General features: G+C 50.3%; 19 protein-coding genes, 1 tRNA gene and 1 rRNA gene. 10 read left to right on the top strand and 11 right to left on the bottom strand.

Annotated elements, in window-relative coordinates; translation table 11 throughout:
* Nucleotides 1-54: 54 nt before the first annotated feature.
* Complete coding sequence (locus C8U37_RS08090; RefSeq protein WP_108032739.1) at nt 55-873, bottom strand: MurR/RpiR family transcriptional regulator; 819 nt, start codon at nt 871-873, stop codon at nt 55-57.
* A gap of 146 nt (nt 874-1,019) precedes the next feature.
* On the opposite strand from C8U37_RS08090, the gene C8U37_RS08085 reads away from it, so the two are divergent.
* Both C8U37_RS08085 and C8U37_RS08080 read left to right on the top strand, forming a co-directional pair.
* Nucleotides 1,020-1,709: an N-acetylmannosamine-6-phosphate 2-epimerase gene (locus C8U37_RS08085; RefSeq protein WP_108032738.1), complete on the top strand. Its 690-nt coding sequence runs from the start codon at nt 1,020-1,022 to the stop codon at nt 1,707-1,709.
* A gap of 12 nt (nt 1,710-1,721) precedes the next feature.
* Nucleotides 1,722-3,230: a PTS transporter subunit EIIC gene (locus C8U37_RS08080; protein WP_108032737.1), complete on the top strand. Its 1,509-nt coding sequence runs from the start codon at nt 1,722-1,724 to the stop codon at nt 3,228-3,230.
* Nucleotides 3,231-3,355: 125 nt separating this feature from the next.
* On the opposite strand, the gene sstT is transcribed toward C8U37_RS08080, so the two are convergent.
* Nucleotides 3,356-4,576, bottom strand: a complete 1,221-nt coding sequence (gene sstT, locus C8U37_RS08075) for a serine/threonine transporter SstT (RefSeq protein ID WP_108032736.1) — start codon at nt 4,574-4,576, stop codon at nt 3,356-3,358.
* A gap of 217 nt (nt 4,577-4,793) precedes the next feature.
* Between sstT and C8U37_RS08070 the strand changes: the two genes are divergently transcribed.
* The 5 genes from C8U37_RS08070 to C8U37_RS08045 all read left to right on the top strand — a co-directional run bounded on the left by C8U37_RS08070 (nt 4,794) and on the right by C8U37_RS08045 (nt 8,751).
* A tRNA-Ser gene (locus tag C8U37_RS08070) sits at nt 4,794-4,883 on the top strand.
* Nucleotides 4,884-5,066: 183 nt separating this feature from the next.
* The gene (locus C8U37_RS08065; RefSeq protein WP_108032735.1) at nt 5,067-5,435 is read left to right on the top strand and encodes a cyclophilin-like fold protein; all 369 of its coding nucleotides are present in this window, start codon (nt 5,067-5,069) and stop codon (nt 5,433-5,435) included.
* 1,148 nt (nt 5,436-6,583) lie between these two features.
* Complete coding sequence (locus tag C8U37_RS08055; RefSeq protein WP_170100226.1) at nt 6,584-7,255, top strand: class D sortase; 672 nt, start codon at nt 6,584-6,586, stop codon at nt 7,253-7,255.
* A gap of 12 nt (nt 7,256-7,267) precedes the next feature.
* On the top strand, nt 7,268-8,185 hold the full coding sequence (locus tag C8U37_RS08050; protein ID WP_108032732.1) for a hypothetical protein: 918 nt from the start codon (nt 7,268-7,270) through the stop codon (nt 8,183-8,185).
* Between the two features lie 44 nt (nt 8,186-8,229).
* Complete coding sequence (locus C8U37_RS08045) at nt 8,230-8,751, top strand: hypothetical protein (RefSeq protein WP_108032731.1); 522 nt, start codon at nt 8,230-8,232, stop codon at nt 8,749-8,751.
* A 131-nt stretch (nt 8,752-8,882) separates the two neighbouring features.
* Here the strand turns inward: C8U37_RS08045 and C8U37_RS08040 are convergent, their stop codons facing one another.
* The 3 genes from C8U37_RS08040 to C8U37_RS08030 are packed head-to-tail and all read right to left on the bottom strand — an operon-like array spanning nt 8,883 to nt 10,582.
* Entirely contained in the window at nt 8,883-9,275 is a 393-nt protein-coding gene (locus C8U37_RS08040) for a type II toxin-antitoxin system PemK/MazF family toxin (RefSeq protein WP_108032730.1), read from the bottom strand.
* Entirely contained in the window at nt 9,272-9,787 is a 516-nt protein-coding gene (locus C8U37_RS08035; protein ID WP_170100225.1) for a Panacea domain-containing protein, read from the bottom strand. Before C8U37_RS08035 ends, C8U37_RS08040 begins: the two co-directional genes overlap by 4 nt.
* Before the next feature lie 48 nt (nt 9,788-9,835).
* Complete coding sequence (locus C8U37_RS08030; RefSeq protein ID WP_170100224.1) at nt 9,836-10,582, bottom strand: NAD-dependent protein deacylase; 747 nt, start codon at nt 10,580-10,582, stop codon at nt 9,836-9,838.
* Between the two features lie 387 nt (nt 10,583-10,969).
* Between C8U37_RS08030 and C8U37_RS08025 the strand changes: the two genes are divergently transcribed.
* Nucleotides 10,970-13,546: a vitamin B12-dependent ribonucleotide reductase gene (locus C8U37_RS08025; RefSeq protein WP_108032823.1), complete on the top strand. Its 2,577-nt coding sequence runs from the start codon at nt 10,970-10,972 to the stop codon at nt 13,544-13,546.
* A gap of 459 nt (nt 13,547-14,005) precedes the next feature.
* On the opposite strand, the gene C8U37_RS08020 is transcribed toward C8U37_RS08025, so the two are convergent.
* A complete protein-coding gene (locus tag C8U37_RS08020; protein WP_245879797.1) occupies nt 14,006-15,250 on the bottom strand; it encodes an MFS transporter in 1,245 nt (414 codons plus the stop codon).
* A 115-nt stretch (nt 15,251-15,365) separates the two neighbouring features.
* On the opposite strand from C8U37_RS08020, the gene uvrC reads away from it, so the two are divergent.
* Both uvrC and C8U37_RS08010 read left to right on the top strand, forming a co-directional pair.
* Nucleotides 15,366-17,150, top strand: coding sequence for an excinuclease ABC subunit UvrC (gene uvrC, locus C8U37_RS08015; protein WP_108032726.1), 1,785 nt, complete (start codon nt 15,366-15,368; stop codon nt 17,148-17,150).
* 139 nt (nt 17,151-17,289) lie between these two features.
* Nucleotides 17,290-18,141 (top strand): DegV family protein, encoded by an 852-nt coding sequence (locus tag C8U37_RS08010; protein ID WP_108032725.1) that lies wholly within the window; start codon nt 17,290-17,292, stop codon nt 18,139-18,141.
* A 915-nt stretch (nt 18,142-19,056) separates the two neighbouring features.
* On the opposite strand, the gene C8U37_RS08005 is transcribed toward C8U37_RS08010, so the two are convergent.
* From C8U37_RS08005 to rrf, 5 genes are all read right to left on the bottom strand, one after another.
* Entirely contained in the window at nt 19,057-19,560 is a 504-nt protein-coding gene (locus tag C8U37_RS08005) for an AbrB family transcriptional regulator (RefSeq protein WP_108032724.1), read from the bottom strand.
* Nucleotides 19,561-19,687: 127 nt separating this feature from the next.
* Nucleotides 19,688-21,688 carry an HIRAN domain-containing protein gene (locus C8U37_RS08000; protein WP_170100223.1) on the bottom strand — a complete coding sequence of 667 codons (2,001 nt, stop codon included), beginning with the start codon at nt 21,686-21,688 and terminating at the stop codon, nt 19,688-19,690.
* Between the two features lie 170 nt (nt 21,689-21,858).
* A complete protein-coding gene (locus tag C8U37_RS07995; RefSeq protein ID WP_342749371.1) occupies nt 21,859-23,055 on the bottom strand; it encodes an iron-containing alcohol dehydrogenase in 1,197 nt (398 codons plus the stop codon).
* A 314-nt stretch (nt 23,056-23,369) separates the two neighbouring features.
* Entirely contained in the window at nt 23,370-25,583 is a 2,214-nt protein-coding gene (locus tag C8U37_RS07985) for a heavy metal translocating P-type ATPase (protein WP_108032721.1), read from the bottom strand.
* 259 nt (nt 25,584-25,842) lie between these two features.
* A 5S ribosomal RNA gene (rrf, locus tag C8U37_RS07980) occupies nt 25,843-25,937 on the bottom strand; the annotation flags it as partial.

Here is a 25,937-nt window from a genome sequence, read left to right as displayed (position 1 = left end):
GGGCTGCGTCGCTAGTGACTGTTGCAGAGACGGGTGGATAATGCCGCTGCAAAATTAATCCAGTGTTTTATCAATAATGGAACGCAATACCTTTTCTCGCAATTCGACCGTTTTGATTTTATTCTTTATTTCATATCCCCGCACCAGCGTCTCCGAAATATACAATTGCGAAATTTTCCCGGCGAGCGATCCGCCATCAAAAAATTCCACATTGGCGGTTTGCAGGACAATGTCGCCTAATGCAGCAATCGGCGAGGATTTGAAATTGGTGATGGCAATGATCGGTGTATGGTTCTCTTTGGCTATTTTCAAAGAATCGTGGATATCCTTGGTGCGACCACTCAAGGAGAAACAAATCACGAGGTCTTCCGGTCCCAGCAGCGCTAAGGCATGCGCCTGAAAATGCGGATCCACTATGTGATTCGCATGTACCCCTACCCGGAGCAGCATCTTTTCCAAGGAAGCTGCCGACAACCCACTCGAGCCCACACCGATGATGTAGATCCGCTTTGCTTTAGTGATGGCTTCGATTGCCTGCAAGACTACATCCGGATCGAGCAGCTGCCGGGTCGATTCCAAAACTTTGATTTGATTCTCCAAAATCCGATCGTAAAATTGATGCTCATTATCGCCTTCATACTGATTGGCGAATTCCTCTTTGGCGATGGCAATCTTCAAATCGGAAAAACCGTTAAAGCCAAGCTTTTGGGAGAAACGGATCAGCGTGGCATCGCCTACTTTTACCGCCTCGGTTACATCCTTCATTGTCTGATACATGGCCTGTTCTTGATTTTTCAGTAAGTAATCCGCAATCCGTTTCTCGGATTTCGTCAAGGCGTGATATTTTTCTTGGATCAGTTGAGCTAGTCCCATAAAGTCATTCCTTTTCATGTTTATGTCTCTCATTATACACGAACTTTTTAAAATGCAAATTACCTATTTACAAACATGAAAGCGTATGCTATATTTCAATTACGGAGATAATCTCCGGAATAAAATAAATAACGGAGGAAATATCCATGAAGAAGGAAGATTTCATCAACAAAGTCCGTGGCGGCATCATTGTCTCATGTCAAGCGCAACCAGGAGAACCTTTATATACAGAAGAAGGCGGCATCATGCCTTTGATGGCTCTTGCAGCTGAACAAGCGGGCGCAGTCGGGATTCGTGCTGAATCGGTGAGGGATATCCAACAGATTAAGGAAAAGGTTGATTTACCGATCATCGGGATCATCAAACGTGATTACCCCCCTCAAGCACCCTTCATTACGGCTACCCTGAAGGAAATCGATGAATTGGTTGAAACGGGTGTGGAAGTCATCGCCTTGGACTGCACCTTGAGGGAACGCTATGACGGCAAAACGATCAATGCCTTCATCAAAGAAATCAAGGAGAAATATCCCGATCAATTGTTCATGGCAGATATTGCCACGTTTGAGGAAGGCCTGAATGCCTTTAATGAAGGAATCGATTTTGTCGGCACAACGCTAAGCGGTTACACTGAGGAAAGCACCCAACAGGATGGGCCGGATATCACCTTGATGAAAAAACTGGTGGAAGCCGGTGTGGATGTCATCGCCGAAGGTAAAATCCATACGCCTGAACAAGCTAAAGCAATCCAGGAATTGGGTGTAGCAGGAATTGTCGTAGGAGGTGCCATCACACGGCCTAAAGAAATAGCGAAACGTTTCATTGACAACTTAAAATAAGGAGTGGAAAACATGTTTAAAAAATTCTCTCAAATTGGAAGAGCCATGATGCTCCCAATCGCCATTTTACCGGCTGCCGGCCTCTTGCTTGGTTTCGGTGGCGCATTGACCAATCCAAGCACATTGGCGGCCTATCCTTTCCTTGACATTGGCTGGTTGCAAGTGATCCTGAGCATCATGAGTTTTGCCGGAAGCGCCGTCTTTGCCAATTTGGCGCTCATCTTCACCATTGGGGTCGCTGTCGGTCTCGCGAACGGAGATAAAGGGACTGCTGGTTTGGCCGGCGGTGTGGGTTACGTTGTTTTCGTCGCAACCATCAGTGGTTTTCTGCAATTATTTTCCGCAGAAGGCGCTTCGATCGACACTGGGGTTGTTGGTTCAATAGTTGTCGGAAGTACCGTTGCCTTCCTGCATAATCGTTATCGTAAAATCGAATTGCCGCAGTTTTTGGGTTTCTTCGGGGGCTCGCGTTTTATCCCGATTGCAGCCTCATTTGCAGCTATCATTCTTGGGGCATTCTTTTACCTGATTTGGCCACCGATCCAAGGCGCACTGACATCCGCCGGTACAGCCATCGCAGCGATGGGAAGTTTTGGAACGTTCTTGTATGGATTTTTGCTTCGCTTGACCGGTGCGGTCGGTTTGCACCATACGATTTATCCGCTGTTTTGGTATAGCTCTTTGGGCGGAACCGAAGTTGTAGCGGGTCAAACCATTTCTGGTGCCCAGAACATCTTCTTCGCGCAATTGGCTGATCCGAATCATACAGGCCTTTACACTTACGGAACCCGTTTCTTCGCCGGTCGTTTCGCTACAATGATGTTCGGTTTGCCGGCTGCTTCTTTAGCGATGTACCACTCCATTCCGAAGCAGAACCGCCAAAAAAATGCCGGTCTGTATTTCAGTAGTGCTCTGACTTCATTCTTGACCGGTATTACCGAACCACTTGAATATATGTTCTTGTTCGTCGCACCTTGGTTGTATGTGGTCCATGCCTTCCTTGATGGTGTATCCTTCTTTGTTGCTGACTTATTGAGCATCCGTATCGGAAACACTTTCTCCGGTGGGTTCATCGACTTCTTCCTGTTCGGTCCACTGCAAGGCAATGCCAAAACAAACTGGATATGGGTAATCCCGATCGGAATCGTTTGGGCATTGATCTATTACTTCGTATTCCGCTTCTTGATCACGAAATTCAAAGTGATGGTGCCTGGTATGGATGAATCAGAATCTGACGCAAACGTTCCGGTTGCAGCTTCCGGTAAGGCTTCTACATTAAATGATGAAGCACAAATCATCATTCAAGCATTAGGAAATGAAGCGAATATCGAATCCGTCACTGCTTGTGCAACCCGTCTGCGTGTTTCCGTCAAGGACGGTTCGATCGTAGATAAAAATTCCATCAAGAATCTCGGAGCAACTGCTGTTTTCGAAGTGCAAGGCGGCATCCAAGCCGTATTCGGCGGTAAGGCAGACCTGCTGTCACAAGAGATTAATCAAATTTTGGGGACGGAAGACTGATTCAAATCAATTCGAAATTCACTGTAAAAAATGCTCAGAATTATAAATTCAAATATTTATTGTCTATTCAAAAAAAAACCACTAATCCGACATGGATCAGTGGTTTTTTGCTATTCTGTCTTCAATCAGGCTTTGATGCCTTCCTTGCGTCGTTTCGCGAATTCTGCAGTCGCAGTGAACAGGACATCCGTCGATGAATTAAGGGCTGTTTCGAATGAATCCTGCAGGACTCCGATGATGAAACCGACACCGACTATTTGCATAGCCACATCGTTCGGGATGCCGAACAAGCTTGCTGCAAGCGGGATAAGCAGCAGGGAGCCACCAGCTACACCCGATGCCCCACAAGCACTGACCGCTGCCAGGATACTCAGGATGAGGGCTGTTCCGAAGTCCACTGGGATGCCCAAGGTGTTGACCGCTGCCAAGGTAAGGACGGAAATCGTAACCGCGGCGCCGGCCATATTGATGGTCGCGCCTAGCGGAATGGATACAGAATAAGTGTCCCTGTCCAGTCCCAGATCATCACACAGGGTCATGTTCACGGGAATGTTCGCAGCAGAACTTCTTGTGAAGAAAGCCGTGATTCCACTTTCTCTCAAGCATCTGAAGACGAGCGGGAACGGATTGGAACGGATATAGCTGTAGACGATGATCGGGTTAACGACCAAAGCCACGAACAGCATACAGCCGATCAGGACCGCAAGCAGTTTTCCGTAGCCTAACAGAACACCGATTCCGCTAGTTGCGATGACATCGAAGACAAGCCCCATGATCCCTAAAGGAGCGAAGGCAATTACAATTCTGACCATTTCCGTCAGTGCATCAGAAACATTGGATAGCATCAGTTTCGTTGAAGCTGCGGCATTCTTCAAAGTAAACCCGAGCATAAGAGCCCATGACAGGATGCCGATATAATTGGCATTGTAGAGCGCCTTGACTGGATTATCCACGACGTTCAGGAGCAGCGCCTTCAGGACTTCCACCACACCGCCTGGAGCTGTGACATCCTCGGCTCCGGCCCCTAATGTCAAAGTCACCGGGAATATGAAGCTCGCGACCACTGCTACGAGTGCCGCCGAGAAGGTCCCTAAAAGGTAGAGCACGATGACAGATTTCATGTTCGTCTGTTGCCCTTTTTTATGCTGCGAAATCGCGGATGCAACCAAGAAAAATACTAACATTGGAGCGATCGCTTTTAAAGCACCGACAAACAAAGATCCAAAAATGGTGATTGGCTTCGCTACATCGGGAATCGTTAAGGCAAGGATGATGCCTGTGATCAGACCGGCGATGATGCGTTTGACAAGACTCAGCTTGTACCAGTTATTCAATAGTTTATACAATTCAAATTCCTCCTGATTTATGCAAAAGTAATAAAAAGATGAGTACACAAAATTGTATATTACCATAATTTAATCCATCAAGGAACAAAACCTTTATATTTCCGTTTTAGCGCGCTTCATCGACAGGATCTCTTTTCAAAACTTTTTCTGCCCTTTTAGGTACTTTTTGAAAAATAATCTTTTCTGATTGTTCGAAAAGCGGTATAATGTCATTTATGGAGAATTACTCAAGTCCGGCTGAAGAGGACGCACTCGAAATGCGTTAGGTGTCGAAAGGCGCGCGGGGGTTCGAATCCCCCATTCTCCTTAAAAACTTTTAAATATTGTCCGACAAAAGGCCAACACTCCCGAAATGGGGTGCCGGCCTTTTGTTTTGTCGAAATAAACTTGTTTCCCTCTATTTTATGTTGACTTGGAGTCCACTTCAAGTGCTAGTCTGTTAAAAATCGGATCGATTCCGTTCTGAAGACTACCGAAAGAAGGTTTCACAATGGCAAAAACAATGAAATTGACGATCGACGGCATTGCCTATACTGCAACTATGCAGGAAAACATGGTCACGGATATGCTAGGATTCCAAGGACCGCTTGAGTTTCAATTGAAGATATATGCCGATCAGGAATACTATGCACCGTTGCCGAATCCGCTGCCGTTCTCAAGTATTCCATTGACGACAACCGTCCATGCGGGCGGGCTCTATTGTTATGAAGGTTTCATTGCCTTATCCATTCCGTTCGAGGATGCGCCGGTGCATCCCTATGAAGCTATGCACCTCGGCGACATTAATGAAGATATCAGCTCCCATTTGGCGATGTCGGGCAATACCGTCATCCTAAAAATTGAAATCGTTGTTACTTGAAAGCAATATACCCGCGGTTAGGATTGAAAACGATACACCGAAAAATAACAAAAGCGCACTGATAATCATTACATCTGATTTTCAGTGCGCTTTTTTCCCTTCCATTCGAAATTGAACAATTGCTCTTATTCTTCAAGAACAGATATTTTTTTGGAAATCTCTCTTATCCACATCTTGTGCCAAATGATGGGATTCCATGGATATCAGCACTTTCTTACTTTAGACCTAAAAAATTATTCAGGTGGGATTATAGCCCATTAATACAATTACGGTAGAAGTTATTTATAGTCCTATAGGACTATAAACGGTGGGATCATGATGTTCATGGAATAATATAATTACATTCGAAAGTAGAACGTCGTTTTCTGTTTCCTTGTATATTTCAACAAATACCAAATAGAGGGAAATCATTTTTTGATAAAATTGCGAATTTGTTGGAAAATAGGCATATTTTTAGAAAGCGGGCAAAGCGGCGGAGGATCGATACACTGATTGGCATCCCGGTACGGCTATTCGTATCCGGCATTACGCTACTTTCCTTGGCTTTTTTTGATAATATCTCTTACGCTTTTTACATGACGCGTATGTTTTTCCCGCAGGAAGTCGCTGTCGCTCAGACAGGTCCTAGTGACAGCGGCATAATTATGGAAGAGGCAACCACAATGACCCAACTCTCTTTCCCGAAATATGGGGATGAATACGGGACACTGAGTTTGGATACGGGGGGACATCGGAGCTTGTAAAACATCCTTGGATAGAAAACGGAATAGCCCCTCTTGGGCCTCCGCTATGCATGGGTGTTTTTTTGCAGTATGGCTCACTCTGCGGGCACGGCTCTGATTTTCAGTGCGCTCTTTTTTATCCTTCCATCCCCAATAGGATACTGGGCGAATTCTTCAGAGTTGAATATGCCCTTATGAAACTGTCTATTATCCACATCTTGACACCAAGTACTGGCTTTTCATGGACATCAGCAGTTTTTTACTTTACACTTGAAAGAGTATTGTTAAGAAAAAATTAAAGGTCAGCATTTATATGTTGCCCGCAATATATTAGCTAAACCGTTATTTACGAAAATAGCCTGCGCCGGCCGGCCTATTTCCCAAGAAACAGCTAGCTGCATCAACTAAAATGAATGGAGTGGAATGATGAGGAAAAAAATAAGTCAAAAAAATCAGGCAAAGCGGCGGAGGCTCGGTACGCTGATCGGCGTCCCGGTACTGCTTTTCATATCCGGCATCACGCTACTTTCCTTGGCTTTTTTTGATAATATCTCTTACACCTTTTACTTGTCGCGGATGTTCTTTCCGCAAGAAGTCGCAATCGCGCAGACGAACCTGAGCGACAGCAACACGGTTGTTGAGGATGCAACAGTGGCAACCCAAGTATCCTTCCCGAAGTACGGGGATGAATACGGGACGCTGAGCGTGGATGCGGCAAGCATCGTTACGCCTGTTTTCGTCGGCGATGATGCTACGCAACTACTTTACGGCGCCGGCCAATATTATGGCTCCGTATTTCCGGGGGATATCGGAAACACAGTCATTGCCGGGCACACCAATTCCGTCTTCAAGACATTGGGTGACGCGCAGGTCGGCGATGCTATCCGCTTGGAGCTGACCTACGGAACCTATGTTTATGAAATCAGCAATATTGAAATCAAAAACGGGACCGACCAGAGCATTCTGGCGCCCTCCGAAGAGCAGATTTTGACGCTGTACACTTGTTATCCTTTCGACTACATCGGAAACACACCTGACAGATATGTCGTGACCGCAAAATTGGTCGAAGGCAAGCCACTGTCAGAAATCAATTTTTAAAGGAGCACCTTGATGCGAAATATAAAAAAAATCGGCAGAGTGATCCTCAGCTTTCTCCTGATGTTTGTAGTGGTTGCCTTGATCGGGGTCATCTTCATGAAGCAAGTCCTTTTGAACGCAAGCGACCTCAATCAGCAGTTGGACGACAGCCCCTACTACACCCAAGTGGAGGAAAGCCTTTCCGCTAAATTCAAGACGTTGAGCTTGGAAACGTCCATACCCGAGGAAGTCTTCGTGGAAGCCGCGATGGACCAACATGGCCTACAGCAACTTGCCCGCACGAACAATGAACAAGCTCTCAACTATCTGATTGATCCTAACGCTTCCTATGAGGCGGCGACCGATTACAGCATGTTCGCGGAACCCGTAACAGCTTATGTTCAGAGTTACGCCGCAGAGCACAACCAACCGTTCGATGAAGGCTTGCAAACGCAGACTGCTACGATCATTGATGAAGCCACCGCCATTGTCGGTAGCCACACCATGCTGTTCAATCTGGATAACGTTATTGCTTTCCCGCAATTCCAGAACGTCCGGAAAATGCTGCAAACCGTTCTTGCTTACTTCTATCTCGTACCATTGGCTTTCTTTTTGATTGCCGGGGCACTTGTCGGCTTGAACTGGAAACTGCCTCACCGCTCACTGATCTGGATCGGCAGCGGCTTAGTTTCCGGATCTGCCTTCGTCATCATCCCGGTGATCGTGGCGTTGAGTCTTAAGATTCCGCAGCGCATCACCGTTTCAGCGGATCACATCAACACCGCACTGCGCACGTTGGCTATGCATTACACTACCTTCTTGTTGGGCTCAGGCGCACTGGTCTTCATTTTGGGAATTTTTTGTCTGGTCGGTTATAGCCTGATCAGTAAGGCCAAACGAGCGGCTTACCGCCGAAATCGTGCCTATGCGGCCGAAATGGAACAATACTGATTCATCATCGGCTGACAGACGCACTGAAAGGAGGTGAAAAATATATGAAAAAAGTCATCGTATCTCTTTTGTTTGCATTCGTGTTGTTCTTCGGAGCGCAACCGAATGTTGCCGCTGCAACTGAAAATGACATCATCGCAACTTTGGAAGCAACTAGCGTGCCATCCAATTACGTACAGCAAGCAAAAAATTATTTGATGTCCAATGATGTAACTGCTGAAGAAGCGGATCAAATCATTGTCCACATCAATAATGCACAAGCTGTCGTTAACGCACGCGGAGCGAACAGCATGAATCAGCTTACAACAGCTGATAGACAAGCCATCTTGGCTGAGCTTACTGCAGCTGCTGCTGTATTGGATATTACTGTTACTGTTACTTCAAAAGAAGTCGTTTTCAGTAATGCACCTGGCACTGTTGTAGCTACTTTCCCGACAAAGGGGAATGATGTCAAACAGACCGGGGCAAACAATCTCTACTTGGCAGGAGGAATCTCCTTGCTGGTAGCTGCAGCTGGAGCAGCTGTTGTTGCTAAAAAAAGATTTCAATTTGCAGTGGAAGCTTAAGCGCATGTCGCTTAGCTTGCATAAACGCTTGTAAAACACCCCTGCTTAGACGGAGGCTCATCATGGGCCTCCGCTATGCAGGGGTGTTTTTTTGCGCGGTGCGTTCCAATAGGGGGCACCGCTCCGCTCAGTCAGAATAGTCCTCCGAAAAAATCCCGATAAGCATCCTTCACTTCTGCGTAAAGTTCCGGATACGTTTCATTTAAGGAAGACAGCATCCCGATTGCAAGCTGGGAACTGTGGATCGTCTGGATTTTATGGACGCGGATGTAGGAAACTTCCGCATTCAGGCTCAGTTTGGGATAGCGTTCCTTTTCGACCTTGATGTCGTGGACGGGGTCGATATTTTGGCTCGTCGACACTTTCGAAATCGGAAAGGCGGTGAAGTCGCACGGCAGCGTGTCGTATTCGGCCCCGATGATCAGAAACGGGCGCGATTTGAAGGCGATTTTGTCCGTTTCAAGGTCATGATAGGCAAAACGTGTCTTCACAATGGCACCGATGTAGGCTTGCGTTTCGTTCATGGCTCGAGCACCTCCCCTTCGAAATCCTCCAACTCATCCAGATAAACATCAAATAATGTGTCATACAGCCGGACTTTTTTCGCGTCCTCGCGGATACCCGCAAGTTCCAGAAGTTTTGGCTCGGTTTCTTCCGCCGGGATTGCCGTTCTGCTGTTGCGCCAGGATGCTTCGTGGCGCGCCAAATCCGCCAAATACCAACCTTCATACTGCCCGTACGCAAAGACGATGCGGTCGAGGATGAACTGTTCGCGCTCCGTCAACTTTTTCATCTCCAATGGTTCGAAGGGATCGTAGCCTTCCTCGAAGAAGAACTGCATTCCCGGCAGCACCGGTCCCTCTTCCCAAGCTTCAAAGCTTTCTTCGAACAAACGCTCACCCACAAGTGCCAGACATTCCCGCTGCGCAAAATAAAGCATCGTCTGCAGCTTCAGCTCGTTGTCGCCGAACCGGGCTGCCGTATGGTTTTCGTAGGAATAGACCAGATACCTCGCCAGCTGACTCAGTTTGGGCATAACGACTCCCCCTTCCCACATCCTTTTTTTGTTAATGCGCCTTATGATTCATTCTGCAAAATATTCTTCCCAGACGTCCGCCAAAAAGGCTCCTGCATCGGTCTGGACGGCCAATTGGAAATGCAAGGATTGCGGCACGGGCGTCCGGTTCAAGAGGACTGCGTACGGTCCTTTGAAATAGTGGACGAAGCTCGCGGCTGGGTAGACGGCCAACGAGGTGCCTATGACGACCAGCATGTCTGCCGCGCCGATTGCCGCGGCTGCGCGCTCCATTGCCTCCTCGTCGAGCATTTCGCCGTAGAGCACGATATCGGGGCGCACCATCCTGCCTTGGGGATCGCGTTGGATGCCTTCTGCGTCCATGCTGATTGCTGAGGCATCAGCGGGTTCGCCCGTATCGAACGTCCGCCATCTCGCCCCGTTCCCGTGCAGTTCGATGATTGCGCTGCTGCCGGCGGACTGATGCAGATTGTCGATGTTCTGGGTGACGACGGTGACTTTCTTGCCGGTCTGCTCGAGCGCGGCGAAAAAGCGATGGCCGGCGTTCGGGAGCGCCTGCGAAAAATCGAAATGCGCCGCATAATTGCGGAAAAAGAGCTGCGGATAAGTTTCCAGGAAACCGATGCTGAGTGTCTCTTCGCCGCTGAAATGGCGGCCACTCAGCCTGTCGAACATCCCGCCCGCCGAACGGAAATCCGGGATGCCGCTCTCCGTACTGATGCCCGCCCCCGTGAAAGCGACGATGCGCTGCGAATTGCGGATCATATCCGCGAAGCGTTCTTTATCATCATTCATGCTTGAGCTCCTTTCTTTTGTAGTTCTTTCTGCTTTTATTATAGCTTTTGGGAGGGCTGACAGGGTACTGTTTCGCATTATTTTCCGGGTCGGATTTGTTGGGTTGTTCGGATCCAGATAGCGGCTTGCCATCTCGGCTGTTCGCCATTCGTTCTTTCCACAACAGCCGACATCCCCATCCCGGCGCACGGCACCCACTTCTTATTGGCCGATATATATTTACAAACGCATCCCCTTCCATCCGAATAACGTTTTCATCCGTTTGCATAATCCAATTCGCCGACTGTTCCCCTTGATTTATCCGATGAACAGAATTAGTATATATAGTATGAGAAACAAACCGACAGCACAACATCTAGTGTTTTCGCCGTAAATAAGGGAGTGATTATTGTGGATGCAACAAAGACCACATTTAAAGCAGGATTTGAAAAATTGAACAAGGACATCGAGCGGTTCCCGCATGTATTTCCGATCACGGATGATATGCACGTGACTTACGAGGGAGTGTCCCGCCTCGTCATGTTGGATCGCTACTCCTACAAGGATTCTACCAAGGAGACCCTGTCCGAAGGGGATCTGGTGATTCTGACGGTCAAGGAGGACCCGAAATATCCGGCCCGCGGAACAGGAACCGTCCTTTCCGTAAACCACAAGGAACAGACTGTCCGCATCAAAGTTTCCGAAGAATACCAGCACAACATCGATGATTTCGAAGTCGAGGAAGGCGGCATCGTGACGCGCCGGATCCTGACATTGGACAAACCGCTGGAGCTTTTCTACGAACAGATTGCGATGCGCAATGCGCATGGTCTGGCCGAGGTCGAAATCACGCCGGAACTGCGCCATGAAGCGTTCCTGAAGTTCTACGAAGAACAAAAAGCTTTGAATTTCATCCCGGCCGGGCGCGTGCTCTACGGCGCCGGCTCCGGTACCGATGTGACCTATTTCAACTGTTACGTCATGCCTTTCGTGCCCGACTCGCGCGGCGGTATTTCCGATCACCGCAAAAAAGTCATGGAAATCATGAGCCGTGGCGGTGGCGTTGGCTCAAACGGTTCGACTTTGCGCCCGCGCCATACATTGGTGAAAGGAGTCAACGGCCGCTCTTCCGGTTCCGTTTCCTGGATGGACGACATCGCCAAGCTGACGCATCTGGTCGAACAAGGCGGTTCCCGTCGCGGCGCCCAGATGATCATGCTGGCCGACTGGCATCCGGACATCTTCGAATTCATCATTTCCAAGATGCAGAATCCGCGCATCCTCCGCTACATCATCGAAAATTTTGAGGATGAACAGATCCGCATGCTGGCGAAGGAAAAGCTGCATTTCACGCCATTTTCGTCTAAAGACATCAACATGTACACAGGCATCGTCAACTACAAGCACATTGCCGGACATGGCGGTTTTGACGCCTCGGTCATCCATGAAGCCGAAAAGAAACTGCGTGATGGCGGCACTTACACCGTCAACAATCCTGAATTCCTGACCGGCGCCAACATTTCCGTTTGCATCACCGACGACTTCATGGACGCCGTGATGAGGAATGAGGAGTATGCGCTGCGTTTCCCGGATGTGGAGCACTACAATGAAGCCGAGATGATGCACTACGATGCCGAATGGACCAACTGCGGCGATGTCCGCGATTGGGAAGCCGCAGGCAACGCTGTCACCACTTTCCGTACCGTCAATGCCCGCGAATTGTGGCGCCTGATCAACGTCTGCGCCACTTACGCCGCCGAACCAGGCATCTTCTTCATCGACAACGCAAACAAAATGACGAATGCGGTCGCCTATGGCCAAAAAGTCGTCGCGACCAATCCCTGCGGCGAGCAGCCATTGGCAGCCTATTCCGTCTGCAACTTGGCCGCTGTCAACTTGGCCGAAATGGTCAACAAGGACCTGCAGATGGTCGACTTCGCCAAATTGGAACAGACCGTCCGCACCGGCATCCATATGCAGGACAACGTCATCGACTCCACCCCTTACTTCTTGGAAGAAAACAAGAAACAAGCGCTCGGCGAACGCCGGATTGGCTTGGGGATCATGGGCTTGGCGGATATGCTGATCTATTGCGGCGTCCGTTACGGTTCACTGGAAAGCCTGCAGCTGATCGACCAAGTATTCGAAACGATCGCCGTGGCGGCCTATGAGGAAAGCATCGAGTTGGCGAAAACGCGCGGCAGCTTCCCGTTCTTGGTCGGACAGACCGGAAAAGAAACGCAGATCCTGCGCGAGCGTTTCATCAACACCGGCTACATGAAAAAAATGCCGGAACACGTCCGTGAAGGCATCCTGAAATACGGCATCCGCAACTCGCATCTGTTGACGGTGGCGCCTACCGGATCGACAGGCACGATGGCCGGCGTTTCCACCGGTTTGGAGCCTTACTTCTCCTTCACGTATTACCGCAGCGGCCGTCTCGGCAAGTTCATCGAAGTGAAGGCGGAGATCGTCCAAGAATATCTGGATCGCCATCCGGACGCCGATCCGAACCAATTGCCTGATTATTTTGCGACTGCCATGACGCTTGCCCCCGAGGAGCACGTCGATGTGCAGACGACGATCCAGCGCTGGGTCGACAGTTCCATTTCAAAAACGGTGAACACGCCGAAAGGCTATACTGTCGATCAAGTCGAGAAAATCTACGAGCGCCTTTACCTGGGCGGAGCCAAGGGCGGTACGGTCTACGTCGACGGCAGCCGCGATTCGCAAGTGTTGACGCTGAAAGCCGAAGAAAACGTTTGGGATGACGAAGCCAAGCTTGAAGAAGAAAAAGAGCACGTCAAAATCAACAAGGACAAGACTTTCCTGGTGGATTCGATAGCCAGTCTCGCGTCCACTGATGTCACAATCGGCAACGAAATCGGCGACACCTGCCCGATCTGCCGACAAGGTACGGTCGAAGATCTGGGCGGCTGCAACACGTGCACCAATTGCGGCGCGCAGCTGAAATGCGGATTGTAACTGAAAACACCGAAGAAGGGCCGGCACATTTAATGTGTCCGGCCCTTCTTTTGGTGTTGTTTACATCTATTTTGTCCTTTATGGTTGTTTTCTTTCGGGTTGCGGTTATCCGATAACTAAAAAGTATCGGACAACCTCTTCACGTTCTTATCGCTGCTTGTCCGATAATCGCACTGAATCGGACAACCTCAAAGCATTCTTATCGCTGCTTGTCCGATAACCGCACTGAATCGGACAACCGCAACACATTCTTATCCCTGCTTGTCCGATAATCGCATAGTATCAGACAACCGCAACACATTCTTATCGCTGCTTGTCCGATAATCGCATAGTATCAGACAACCGCAACACATTCTTATCGCTGCTTGTCCGATAACCACACTGAATCGGACAACCTCAACATATTCTTATCGCAACTTGTCCGATAATCGCACTGAATCGGACAACCTCAACACATTCCTATCCCTGCTTGTCCGAATCTTCCGGTTTCCCCGCTTCCAATAGGACCCGGTCGCGGATAGCGAAGAATGCCACGACCATCAGGAACACGCCCGATACGGCCATCAGGATTTCTATCGCCATCCGGTCCGCCAGCGGTCCGAAGACCAGCATCCCCAACGGCATCATCGAGCTTGCGACCATGCTTTGGACGCCGAAGACGCGGCCAAGAAAATCCTCCTCGACCTTTTCCTGCAGCAGCGTCATGCTCGGGGCGTTCAGCAGCGGGATGAATAGCCCAACCAGCCCCATCAGGAAGAGGTAGATCCAGAAATCCGGGATGACACCCATCCCGAAAGTGCTCAAACCCATGACCGCGATCGCCGCCGCGATGGAATGGATCCGGTTCTTGAAGCCGCCCCATGACGCGATCCAGAGACCGCCGCCGATCATCCCGATGGAAAAGGCGATTTCGATCGCCGTCAAGCGCCAAACGTCCTCACCGAACGAACGCGCGACTTGCAAAGGGGATAGGAACGACACCGGCGCCGCCATGAAAAAGGCGAGCGAAAAATAGAGGAACAGCCTTTTGATGAACGCGTGGTTTTGGATGTAACGGAATCCTAGTTTCATGTCCTGCAGATAATTGCTGACCTGCTCCTGGCTGGCTTTTTCATGCGTCGGGACTTTCAGCAGGAACACTAGGATGGCGATCGCCAAAGCCGCGGTCACGATATCGATCAGGAAAATGCCTTCCATCGGCGCAAATTGGTAAAGCGCGCCGCTGATCATCGGCGAAACCAGCATGACGACGGCCTGGATGCTGCCGTTGAGCCCGTTGATCCGGGTCAATTCCTTTTCCGGCACGATCTGCGGCAGGATGGCGCCGACCGCCGGCATCTGGATGCCCGCCCCGACTGCGCGGATGGCCGAGGTCGCCAGCAGGATCCAGATCGAACGCTGCCCGGCCAGGAACAGGAGGACAAGCACCAAAGTCGAGATCGCGGTGATGCCGTCGGAAAGGACGATCAGGCGCTTCCGGTTGTAGCGATCGGCCCACACGCCGGCGAACGGCGAGATGAAGAACGTCGGCAGGAAGCCGAAGATGGTCGAGAGCGTCATGATGACGCCGGACTGCGTTTCCAAGGTCAGATACCAGAAGATCGCGTATTGGACAAGGGAAGAGCCGAACAGCGAAATCGTCTGACTGCCCAAAAAGAGCGCCGTTTGACGCTGCCACTTTTCATATTTCATATGCTTTGACACTTTTTTCACTTCCTTGCTGCTGGAAAGGATTTCGCCGCGCCAAGATCAAACGGCTGAACGTATGTTTCCATTCATGTTATACTATTCTTAACAAAAAGTAAAAGGATTGAAACGGATGAGCAGAGAAGAAATCAACCAAAAATTGGCGCTGTTGCCCGACTTGCCCGGCTGCTACATCATGCGGGACAAGGATGACGAAATCATCTACATCGGCAAGGCCAAAAATTTGAAGAACCGCGTGAAGTCCTACTTCCACAGCAAGCATGAAGGCAAAACGCAGCTGCTGGTCGCGGACATCGAGCGCTTCGAAACGATCGTCACCAAGACGGACAAGGAATCGCTGCTGCTGGAGATCAATCTGATCAAGCGTTACCAGCCGAAATACAACATCAAGCTGAAGCAAGGGACGATGTATCCCTATCTAAAGGTCACCAACGAAAAGGATCCTCAGCTCCTCATCACTTCGACGGTCGAGGATGACGGCGGCCTCTACTTCGGCCCCTATCCACACGTCTACGCGGCGACTGAGACGCAGGAGTTCATCCAGAAAATCTACCCGTTGCGCAAGTGCGCCAAAAATTCCAAGCGCGCCTGCCTTTATTACCATATGGGCCAATGTATCGGCTGCTGCGATCATGAGGTATCAAAAGAGGAATATGATGCCCAGATCAAACGCATTGCCGCTTTCCTGAACGGCGAGGTCAAGGAAATCAAGAAGGATCTGCGGGAAAAAATGCACCGCGCCGCCGATATCCTGAACTTCGAGCAGGCTGCCGATTACCGCGACCAGATCAGCTATATCGAGGCGACCGTCGAAAAACAGACGGTCATGTCCCGCGACTACACGAACCGCGACGTCTTCGCCTTCCATATGGACAAAGGTTGGCTGTCGATCCAGGTCTTCCTGCTGCGCCAGTCCTCGATCATCAAACGCGAAGCCGCCCTTTTCCCTTGCTACGATACGCCTGAGGAAGAGCTGGCTTCCTTCATCATGCAGTTCTATCAGGATCCCAATCATATCCTGCCGCAGGAAGTGCTCGTCCCGAAAGGCGTCGACACGGAATTGCTTCAGGAAGCGCTCGGAACAAAGGTGCACACCCCGGTCCGCGGCAGCAAGCGCAGCATCCTCGAACTGGCAATCACGAACAGCGAACTGGCGCTGACTGAGAAATTCATGCTGATCGAGCGCGACACCCACAAGACGGTCGGCGCCATCCAGGAACTTTCCGAGGCGCTCGGCATCGAATATCTGGAGATTATCGAATCGTTCGACCATTCGAACATCCAGGGAACCAATCCGGTCTCGGCGATGGTCGTTTACAAGGACGGCAAGCCGGAACGCAAAAACTACCGGAAATACAAAGTCAAGACGGTCGAAGGAAGCAACGAATTCGCGACGACCCAGGAAGTCATCCGCCGCCGATACAGCCGTCTGCTGCGCGAAGGACGCGCCATGCCGGATCTGATCCTGATGGACGGCGGCAAAGTCCAGGTGCATGCCGCCAAGGAAGTGCTGGAGGACGAACTCGGGCTGGACATTCCGGTTGCCGGCATGGTCAAGGACACGAAGCACAAGACGTCCTCGCTCATCTTCGGCGAGAAGGATGAAATCGTGGAACTCAGTCCGAACAGCCAGGCCTTCCATCTTGTGCAGCGAATCCAGGAAGAGGTCCACCGTTTCGCAATCACTTTCCATCGCCAAGTGCGCGCAAAAAACAGCATCGCTTCGCAATTGGACCAGATCGAAGGTGTCGGACCGAAAACCCGCATGAAGATCCTGAAGCATTTCAAGACGATGAAGAACATCCGCGAAGCCAGCTACGAAGACCTCAAAGCATTGGGCATCCCGGAAAAGACTGCGATGCTGATCAAGGAGGAACTTGGCGAACGGAACGATTGACCGATTGTTCCGGCATCCGCTCCGTTCCACTTCATGAAGCGGTAGCGCCGAAATTTTCCAAATGGACGAAACGTGCTATACTGTAGAGTAGTCCACGGAATATCCCGTGATAGAACTCGCGCTAGAGGAGGCGTTCAAGATGAAAATATTTACCGATAGTGCTTGTGATCTGGCCTATGCCTATCTGCAGGAGAATGATGTGGAAGTCTTCCCGTTGACCACGCTGCTGGATACCGGCGAATACGAAGACATGATCGAAATACAGGCCGACAAAGTCTATGAAATGATCGCACGCGGCGGTCATCCGAAAACGAGCCAAGTGTCCTTGGAAAAATTCCTATCCGGTTTCCGGAACGTGGCCGAAGCCGGCGAATCAGGCATCTACATTTCCCTTTCCGCCAAGCTTTCCGGCACCTACCAAGCGGCCAACTTGGCTTATCAGCAACTGAAAGAAGAGTTCCCGGACTTCGATCTGCGGTTGGTCGATTCCATGAGCGCTTCGGTCGGTGAAGGCTTGTCCGTCGTTGAAGCCATCGAAATGCGCGAGGCCGGTTTTACTTTGGATGAGATCGAATCACGTGTCCGTTTCACGGCTGCCAACGTCGTGTCTCTGTTTACGGTCAAGGATCTGAATTATCTTGCCGAAGGTGGCCGACTTTCGAAATCAAGCGCCTTTTTCGGGGGATTGCTGAATATCCAACCGTTATTGGAAGTCATCAATGGTGAATTGGTCCCCGTCGAAAAACTGCGCGGACGCAAAAAGGTCATGAACCGGATGTACGAACGCCTGCGCGATGAAGCGGATATGATCCAGGAACAGAACGTCTTCCTTTGCCACAGCGACGATGCCGAAGCAGTCGAAGAAATGCGTCAGTACATCGAAGAACATTTCCATCCGCGCCACGTCTATGTGAACACGATCGGTTCCACGATCAGTTCGCATACAGGACTTGGGACACTGGGATTGTTCTTCCTGAAGAAATACGAATAACAGCTTATGATTTTACACAAAAAAGCGGCCGTCTCTTGCAGACAGTCGCTTTTTTGTTGCCTTTTCGGCAGAATTTAATTGGAAGATCGGGTAAGGTCGGATCGGTTTTAGGAGGGCGGTGGCCTCAACTCCGGGGAACGGATGTTATCGGACAACATACGAGCCTTATGTGCTGCGCTTGTCCGATTCTTCGCGGTTATCGGACAACATACGAGCCTTATGTGCTGCGCTTGTCCGATTCTTCGCGGTTATCGGACAACCTACGACCCTTATGTGCTGCGCTTGTCCGATTCTTCGCGGTTATCGGACAACATACGAGTCTTATGTGTTGCGCTTGTCCGATTCTTCGCGGTTATCGGACAACCTACGAGTCTTATGTGTTGCGCTTGTCCGATTCTTTGCGGTTATCGGACAACATACGAGTCTTATGTGTTGCGCTTGTCCGATTCTTTGCGGTTATCGGACAACATACGAGTCTTATGCGCTGGGCTTGTCCGATTCTTTGCGGTTATCGGACAACCTACGAGTCTTATGTGTTGCGCTTGTCCGATTCTTTGCGGTTATCGGACAACATACGAGCCTTATGCGCTGAACTTGTCCGATTCTTCGCGGTTATCGGACAACCTACTAGCCTTATGCGCTGCGCTTGTCCGATTCTTTGCGGTTATCGGACAAACTACTAGCCTTATGCGCTGCGCTTGTCCGATTCTTCGCGGTTATCGGACAACCTACGAGCCTTATGCGTTGCGCTTGTCCGATTCTTTGCGGTTATCGGACAAACTACTAGCCTTATGCGTTGCGCTTGTCCGATTCTTTGCGGTTATCGGACAAACTACTAGCCTTAGCAGCGAAACACTCTTACTACGGTCAACACACAAAATGACCGTCCCATTTTATTCCGAGACGGCCACTTTCTTACTTACTGATATACGTGCTGATGATCCGGACAAAAATCGGCATCAGGAAGATGACCGAGAACAACCGGATGAGATGGATGGACGAGACGATGATCGTATCCGCTTCGAAGGCAGCCGCAAGTATCGTCATATCGGTCAAACCGCCCGGCGAGGTCCCCAGCAATGCTGTAATCAGATCGATTCCGGCTACTTTATGCAGGATATATCCGGCGATCACGCCTACAGTCAACAGGATCAACACGGAAGCGATCGCAGGCAGAAACACCTGTTTCATTTCGGCCAAGCTGCTTTTCGTGAAGTTCATGCCGATAGTCCCGCCGATGATGATTTGGCCGACGATCTTCAGATTGGGCGGCATATAGCCCATCTGCGAAAAATAATTATAGATGGCGACCGCGACCAGCGAGCCGATCATCCCTCCGGCTGGAACTCGGAAGCGGATCCCTGCCCAGCCTCCGATGAATGCCACAATCAATGTCCCCACTAGCTTTCCAAAATTCATATATGTAATCCCCCTTGAGTCAATTTAACACTCTCCTCTCATTTTCGACTTTCCGCCGAAATAGTCAAGTTCATTTCAGCGCAAAAAGAGGCCCACCGTGTTCTTTCGGTGTTCCTCTCCATTCTCATCATTCGTATTTCTTTTTCTTGGGTGGTGGAAACGGCAGGATGATGCCTTGACCCTGCTCGGTCGGTTGCGCCTGGAAAAAAGTGCGTTTCAGAACGATGGTGATTTTCGGCCGTTCCATCTCGACTGTCTGCGATTCCAGAATCGCGTAAAGGCGCTCTTCGGCATCCAACAAGTTGGCCAGAACAGCATTCTCCGACCGCGGCACATAACCTAGCATGTAGCCGGCTTGCGTCGCAACAGCGATGGCATTCGCGTCATAAGCATTATCGGTCTCGCGGACTAACTGCAGCAAATCCCCCGGTTTCAGAAAATCGGCGACACCGCTCAGCTCCTGGAATTGCGTGCCGGCGATATACGTATGCAGCAATTCCTTATCCGTATGGGCATGGCTCAATGTTGGCTGCTTGACCTTCAGATAACGGCTTTCTTTTTGATTCTTCAGATTTTCCGGCTGCAACAGTCTGTCGATTTGCCGCTTCAGTTTGATGTTAGGCTCTTTTTCAAGCGCAATCCGGAGTTCGGATTCCACTTGGTCGGACCATTTTTTCCTGTGCTGCTGCAGCACCTGGGCCGCCTTTTTGCGCACGCCGGCATTGCGGTAATGGATGCCGCGGATGCACCAGGCTTCATTGTATTTGCGTTTCTCGCTCATCACTTCGAACAGGCGCAACAACCATTCGTCGGCGCGCATCAGATCCGTTACGCTCGGATTCTCCGGCTCTTCGATTTCCAAAGGGAGCGCATAAAGATCCGGGTTCAGGATCGCTTCGAGGTATTCACAGACATCGTCGAAATAGAATTCGGGATTGATTTTCAGGAAAAAATCGAGCATATTGAATCCCAAAGGTTGCCGACTCAGCACTTCCATGAAAGCCGGAAAATCGGGATGCATGTTCAGATAGACGAGCACTTTCATGATCAGGTTATCCGATTCATTCGGGGCGGAAATTTCTTGATAAACGACATGGCGCCATTTGGGTTGGTGCAGGAAACTTTCGACTTTATGCACCAGCTTTTCGTAGCGGGCGATGCGGGTATCCCACATGGTTTTGGTACGGCGGTATTTCGTCTCATTTTGACTGATGAAGTCATAATCCTGCTGCCAAAAATCGACTACCTGATACCAGATGCTGACGAGCGCGCCCAGATCGATGAAGCTTGCCGCAAAGTCGCGTTTGTCGATGAACCTATACAGGAAGTCCAGCTGGGCATCAATGGTCACGCTATCATTGTTGTAGTCCGCATAACAGATCAGATACGCAAAATCCGTAAAATTGGCGGCTGTGATCTCCGTCTTTTTGAAATAGGCGCGCATGTCCGTTTTCTGGATGCAGAGATTGGCATAGATGTTGGCGAGGAAATCGCTCTTGATGCCCTCATGCATCATCCAGTGTTGCTGCTCCCATCGGACCGGCTTCAGCAGGAACATGGCCGCCAGCTTTCCGTAGCCGACCGTGTGCTTGGCCAACTCAAAGATGAAATTGTTCTGCAGAGGGAAAATGAACTGGATGCTCTCGAGCACATACAAGGTATACTCGCTGTGGTAACCCAGTGTGCGCATGATTTGTTTGGTCGTATCATACGGAAAGAAGCCCAAAAGGATGATGCCCAATTTCACCTGTTCAGGGTCGGTACCGCTGCGTGCGAGCCGCATGCCGAGGTGATAAAGACGCTCCCTCGCTCCTGATTCCGCTTCCAAAGTAATGCGCACTCTTTCGCGTAATTCCAGAAAATAACTGCAGATCGGATAATGCTCCAGAAAATGGCGCAGGACAGGATCTGTCAGGATCGCTTCTTCTTTGTTGACGAGGTCCTTGAGGATGCCGCAGCACTCCTTCGCCAAGTCCTCTTTCCGCCAAAAAGGGATCCCTTCAGATGCAAGTACATAAAGCACATCTTTTTGCCCAGCCGTCCGCTCATCCTGGAATCGATAAGGCAGACCAGGCTGTTCGTCCCTCAGCCGGCAGATTGTATCAAAAATGCTCTGGTTATTCTCCAATTGGCAACCCTTCTTTCCCATTGACTCCGATGCTCTCTTTCTTCAATATTACCATATATTATACAGTGTCACTATGTTAGTTTTTAAAATTGTTAAATTAACCTTAGTAAAATGCACAAAAAAACTCCCCGGTTGCAGGGAGTTCGCTGTGATGAAAAATAGACAAAATTTTAAAGTCCTGCTGTATAGACGGCTCTTGCATCCTCGGTAGTGAAGTCGCCGCGCTCGGAAATGTTCTCTTTCTTGTGGCGGACGAGTGCTTCCACCAAGCCCGGAATGTCGCTCTCATCCAGTCCGACGTCCGAGAAGCGGATCGGCGCGCCAAGGCCGGCGAAGAAGTCTTCGGTCTTTTTGATGGCCAGATCGATTTTTTCTTCGTCGCTCAGATTGGAATCGCCGCGGATATCCCACACGCGTCCCGCATACTGAAGCAGTTTGTCCCATTTCTGGTGCTTGCGGACTTTCATCATGGCCGGCAGGACAATCGATAACGTGCGCGCATGGTCGATCCCAAATGCCAACGTCATCTCATGGCCCAGTTGATGCGTAGCCCAGTCCTGGGGAACACCGGGAGAAATGAAACGATTGAGCGCATTCGTCGCTGTCCACATGAAGTTGGCGCGGGTCGCATAGTCGTGGTTGTCCTCCTCGACAACGTCCGGGCCGATTTCGATCAATGTCTGCAGCAACCCTTCCGCCCAGCGATCCTGCACTTTTGCGTCAATCGGATACGTCAGATAGGCTTCCATCACATGGATGAAGGAATCGATGACACCATTGGCCAGTTGACGTTTCGGTAACGTGTAGGTCGCTTCCGGTTCCAGGATGGAGAATTGTGGATAAGTATGTGGACTGGCGAAACTGATCTTCGCTTGCTTTTCCACAAAGGTGACAACCGAATTGTTGTTCATTTCCGATGCAGTGGCCGGCAACGTCAACACAGTCCCGAAAGGCAGAGCTTTTGTAACCGGCAAGCCCTTGCCTACGCCGCTGCCGAACATATCGACAGGATCGCCCGCGAAAACTGCAGCTGCCGCAACGAATTTCACGCCGTCGATGACGCTGCCGCCGCCGACTGCCAATAAGTAGTCATATCCTTCCGCTTTGATCTTATCGACTGCTTGTATCAGCGTTTCATAGGTCGGATTGGCCTCGATGCCGCCGAATTCAGCCCATTCGCGGTTGCCCAAAGCTTCGACTACGCGGTCGAAGGTGCCGAATTTCTTGACGCTGCCGCCGCCGTACAAAATCAATACTTTCGCATCCTGAGGGATCAAATCATTCATGCGTTTGATCTGGTCCTTGCCGAAAACTATTTTTGTCGGATTTTGAAACTCAAAATTACGGATTCCGTTTTCCAATCTCATCACTCACTTTTCGTATATTATTTTCTAATTGTAGCACAGCTATGTGGATAAACCGATTGGGATGCTTCGGCAGGCGCGGACGCCGGCATCAGCTTGCGTGATCTCCGGGGAACGGGGGCCTCGCCGGAGTTCTTCCCAATATTTTGGTTTAAGCTCCGATGAGCCCCGCCTCATCGGAGAAGCAGCGGATTTCGGGCGCTCAACTCCGGCTTGGCGGTTCCCACCGGAGCTGGCCCCGTTATTCACCGCTGTCCTCCGGCGAACGCCGGAACATACCAAAAAAGGGGCCGCTGGCGGCCCCCACATACTAACGATTATTTTTTCAGGATACGGATGCTGTTCAACACGGCCAAAACGGTCACGCCGACATCGGCGAAGACGGCTTCCCACATGGTTGCGACGCCGAACGCGCCGAGGATCAGGAACACCCCTTTGACTGACATGGCGAAAATGATGTTCTGCCAGACGATTTTTCGTGTTTCCTCGGCCACGGTGATTGCTGTCAAAATCTTTGATGGCTGATCGTCCATGATGACTATGTCGGCCGCTTCGATGGCGGCGTCGGATCCCAATCCGCCCATCGCCATCCCGATATCGGAACGGGCCAGCACCGGAGTATCATTGATGCCATCGCCCACGAAGATGACTTTTTCACCTTTGCGTTTGCTCGCCAACACTTCCTCCAGCTTTGTCACTTTGTCCTGCGGAAGCAATTCCGCATGGACTTCATCGATGCCGATTTCTTTAGCGACCGCCTCGCCTACCGCACGGGAATCCCCAGTCAACATAATGGTGCGGATCCCTCTCGCCTTCAAGCCGGCGATCGTGGCCTTCGCATCAGCTTTGATGGCGTCTGCAATCAGGATGTAGCCGGCATACTGTTTATCCACAGCGATATGCACAACCGTCCCGGTTTCAGGAGCCGGTGCATGTGCGATGCCAAATTTCGCCATCAGTTTGGCATTGCCTGCCAGGATTTCTTGCCCATCAACGACGACCTGCAAACCCTGGCCCGGTATATCATTTGTGGTGGCAATCCGGTCTTCAGCTATCGGTTTTCCATAAGCTTCCTTGATGGAATCGGCAATCGGATGGCTGGAATGCAGTTCTGCATAGGCTGCCAGTTCCAGCAAGCGTTCCTCCGCCAGCTCGCCGGCGCTTTCGATCCGGGTCACAGCGAATTTACCTTCCGTCAACGTTCCGGTCTTGTCCATCACGACCGTTTTGACATCATTCAGGCCTTCTAGGAAGTTGCTGCCTTTGACGAGGATGCCTTTGCGCGAGGCTGAACCGATACCGCCGAAGAAGCCGACCGGAATCGAAACGACCAAAGCGCACGGACACGAGATGACCAGAAAGATGCTGGCCCGGTACAACCATTCCTGGAAACTTTCGCCCGGGAACAAGAGCGGCGGCAGCACCGCCAACAACACGGCAGCGATGACGACGACTGGCGTGTAGTAGCGGGCGAATTTGGTGATGAAGTTTTCCGTAGGCGCTTTTCTGCCGCTGGCGTTCTGAACCAAATCCAAAATCTTGACGACTGTGGACTCCGCAAACGGCTTTTCGACAACTACTTCGATGACCCCGTTCTTGTTGATGAACCCGCTTAGGATGCTGTCGCCGACTTTGATGCCACGTGGAACCGATTCGCCGGTCAATGCCGAGGTATCGACAGCGGAGGTACCGCTCACGACTTTCCCGTCCAACGGCACTTTTTCGCCTGGGCGGATCAAGATGATATCGCCGATTTTGACGGTTTCCGGTGCCACTTTTTCGATACCCGCTGCTGTTTTCACGTTTGCGTAATCAGGGCGAATGTCCATCAGTTCAGAGATGGAGCGCCGGGATTTGTCGACGGCGATGTCCTGGAACAGTTCCCCCAGCTGATAGAACAGCATAACAGCCACCGCTTCCGGATACTCCTGGATATAAAAAGCACTCAAGGTGGCGATCGTCATCAGGAAGTTTTCGTCGAACAATTGACCGTTCTTGATATTCAGGAGCGCGCTCCAAACGATGTCGTAGCCTGCAACCAGGTACGCAGTCACAAACAATGCCAGCGAAATCGTTCCGCTGACTGGGGCGAAAATCGCCGCCAGCAAGATCCCAAAGCCGACAGCGAGTCGGAAGACGGCTTTCCGGATTTCATCCTTATCCCCTTCTCCATGCGCATGCGTGTGTTCATGTGCAGCATCATGGTTGTGCTGTTTGTTGATGTTTGTGGATAAGTCATCTTGGGGATGTTTCAATCCCATCGGAAATCCATCCACTCCAATTGATGCGCCGCTTTTTTTCAGAGTCGGATGGATATCCGGCTCCAGTACACTGAGTTTTTGTTTCACTTTCGGTAAAATATCGGTCTCTTGATCCTCTTCGATTTCGATCCGCAAAGTCTTCGTCATGAAATTCACGTTGCTTTCCAGGATCCCTTCTATTTTCGCGATGCCGGTCTCGACTTTGTTGGCGCAATTGGCACAATCCAATTCGTCCAAGTACCATTCAATCTGCTTCACTTTCTCAGACATATTTTTCACTCCTCAACCCTAAGCATTCGTATTATTTATCCGAAAACGGAATGATTCCGCATTACATATGAAAATACATTCATGTGTTGTTTATATTATATTCCTTGCAGTTATGTATGTCAATTTGCGTCAGCCGATATTTAACCGTTTTCCCCGAATTGCATGAGGGAAAAATTCCCGCGCTGGTTGGAGGCTGTTCTATTTTTAGGCATAAAAAAAAGCAAGCATCAGGAATATCCTGCATGCTTGCTTTTCGTTTGCGCGGCAACGTCCTACTCTCACAAAGGGAAACCCTTCACTACAATCGGCGCTAAGAAGCTTAACTTCTGTGTTCGAGATGGGAACAGGTGTGAC

Source organism: Trichococcus patagoniensis (assembly GCF_003051085.1).
In the GTDB taxonomy this organism is placed as follows: domain Bacteria; phylum Bacillota; class Bacilli; order Lactobacillales; family Aerococcaceae; genus Trichococcus; species Trichococcus patagoniensis.
This window is presented reverse-complemented; position numbering and strand designations above follow the sequence as displayed.

Coding starts and splice junctions, on each gene's coding strand:
- C8U37_RS08040 (WP_108032730.1), bottom strand. CDS start 9,275: ATGAACGAAACGCAAGCCTACATCGGTGCCATTGTGAAGACACGTTTT.
- C8U37_RS08035 (WP_170100225.1), bottom strand. CDS start 9,787: ATGCCCAAACTGAGTCAGCTGGCGAGGTATCTGGTCTATTCCTACGAA.
- C8U37_RS08005 (WP_108032724.1), bottom strand. CDS start 19,560: ATGAATTTTGGAAAGCTAGTGGGGACATTGATTGTGGCATTCATCGGA.
- C8U37_RS08065 (WP_108032735.1), top strand. CDS start 5,067: ATGGCAAAAACAATGAAATTGACGATCGACGGCATTGCCTATACTGCA.
- C8U37_RS08085 (WP_108032738.1), top strand. CDS start 1,020: ATGAAGAAGGAAGATTTCATCAACAAAGTCCGTGGCGGCATCATTGTC.
- C8U37_RS07995 (WP_342749371.1), bottom strand. CDS start 23,055: ATGAGATTGGAAAACGGAATCCGTAATTTTGAGTTTCAAAATCCGACA.
- C8U37_RS08055 (WP_170100226.1), top strand. CDS start 6,584: ATGAGGAAAAAAATAAGTCAAAAAAATCAGGCAAAGCGGCGGAGGCTC.
- C8U37_RS08010 (WP_108032725.1), top strand. CDS start 17,290: ATGAAAATATTTACCGATAGTGCTTGTGATCTGGCCTATGCCTATCTG.
- C8U37_RS08045 (WP_108032731.1), top strand. CDS start 8,230: ATGAAAAAAGTCATCGTATCTCTTTTGTTTGCATTCGTGTTGTTCTTC.
- C8U37_RS08030 (WP_170100224.1), bottom strand. CDS start 10,582: ATGAATGATGATAAAGAACGCTTCGCGGATATGATCCGCAATTCGCAG.
- C8U37_RS08090 (WP_108032739.1), bottom strand. CDS start 873: ATGGGACTAGCTCAACTGATCCAAGAAAAATATCACGCCTTGACGAAA.
- C8U37_RS07985 (WP_108032721.1), bottom strand. CDS start 25,583: ATGTCTGAGAAAGTGAAGCAGATTGAATGGTACTTGGACGAATTGGAT.
- C8U37_RS08080 (WP_108032737.1), top strand. CDS start 1,722: ATGTTTAAAAAATTCTCTCAAATTGGAAGAGCCATGATGCTCCCAATC.
- C8U37_RS08050 (WP_108032732.1), top strand. CDS start 7,268: ATGCGAAATATAAAAAAAATCGGCAGAGTGATCCTCAGCTTTCTCCTG.
- uvrC (WP_108032726.1), top strand. CDS start 15,366: ATGAGCAGAGAAGAAATCAACCAAAAATTGGCGCTGTTGCCCGACTTG.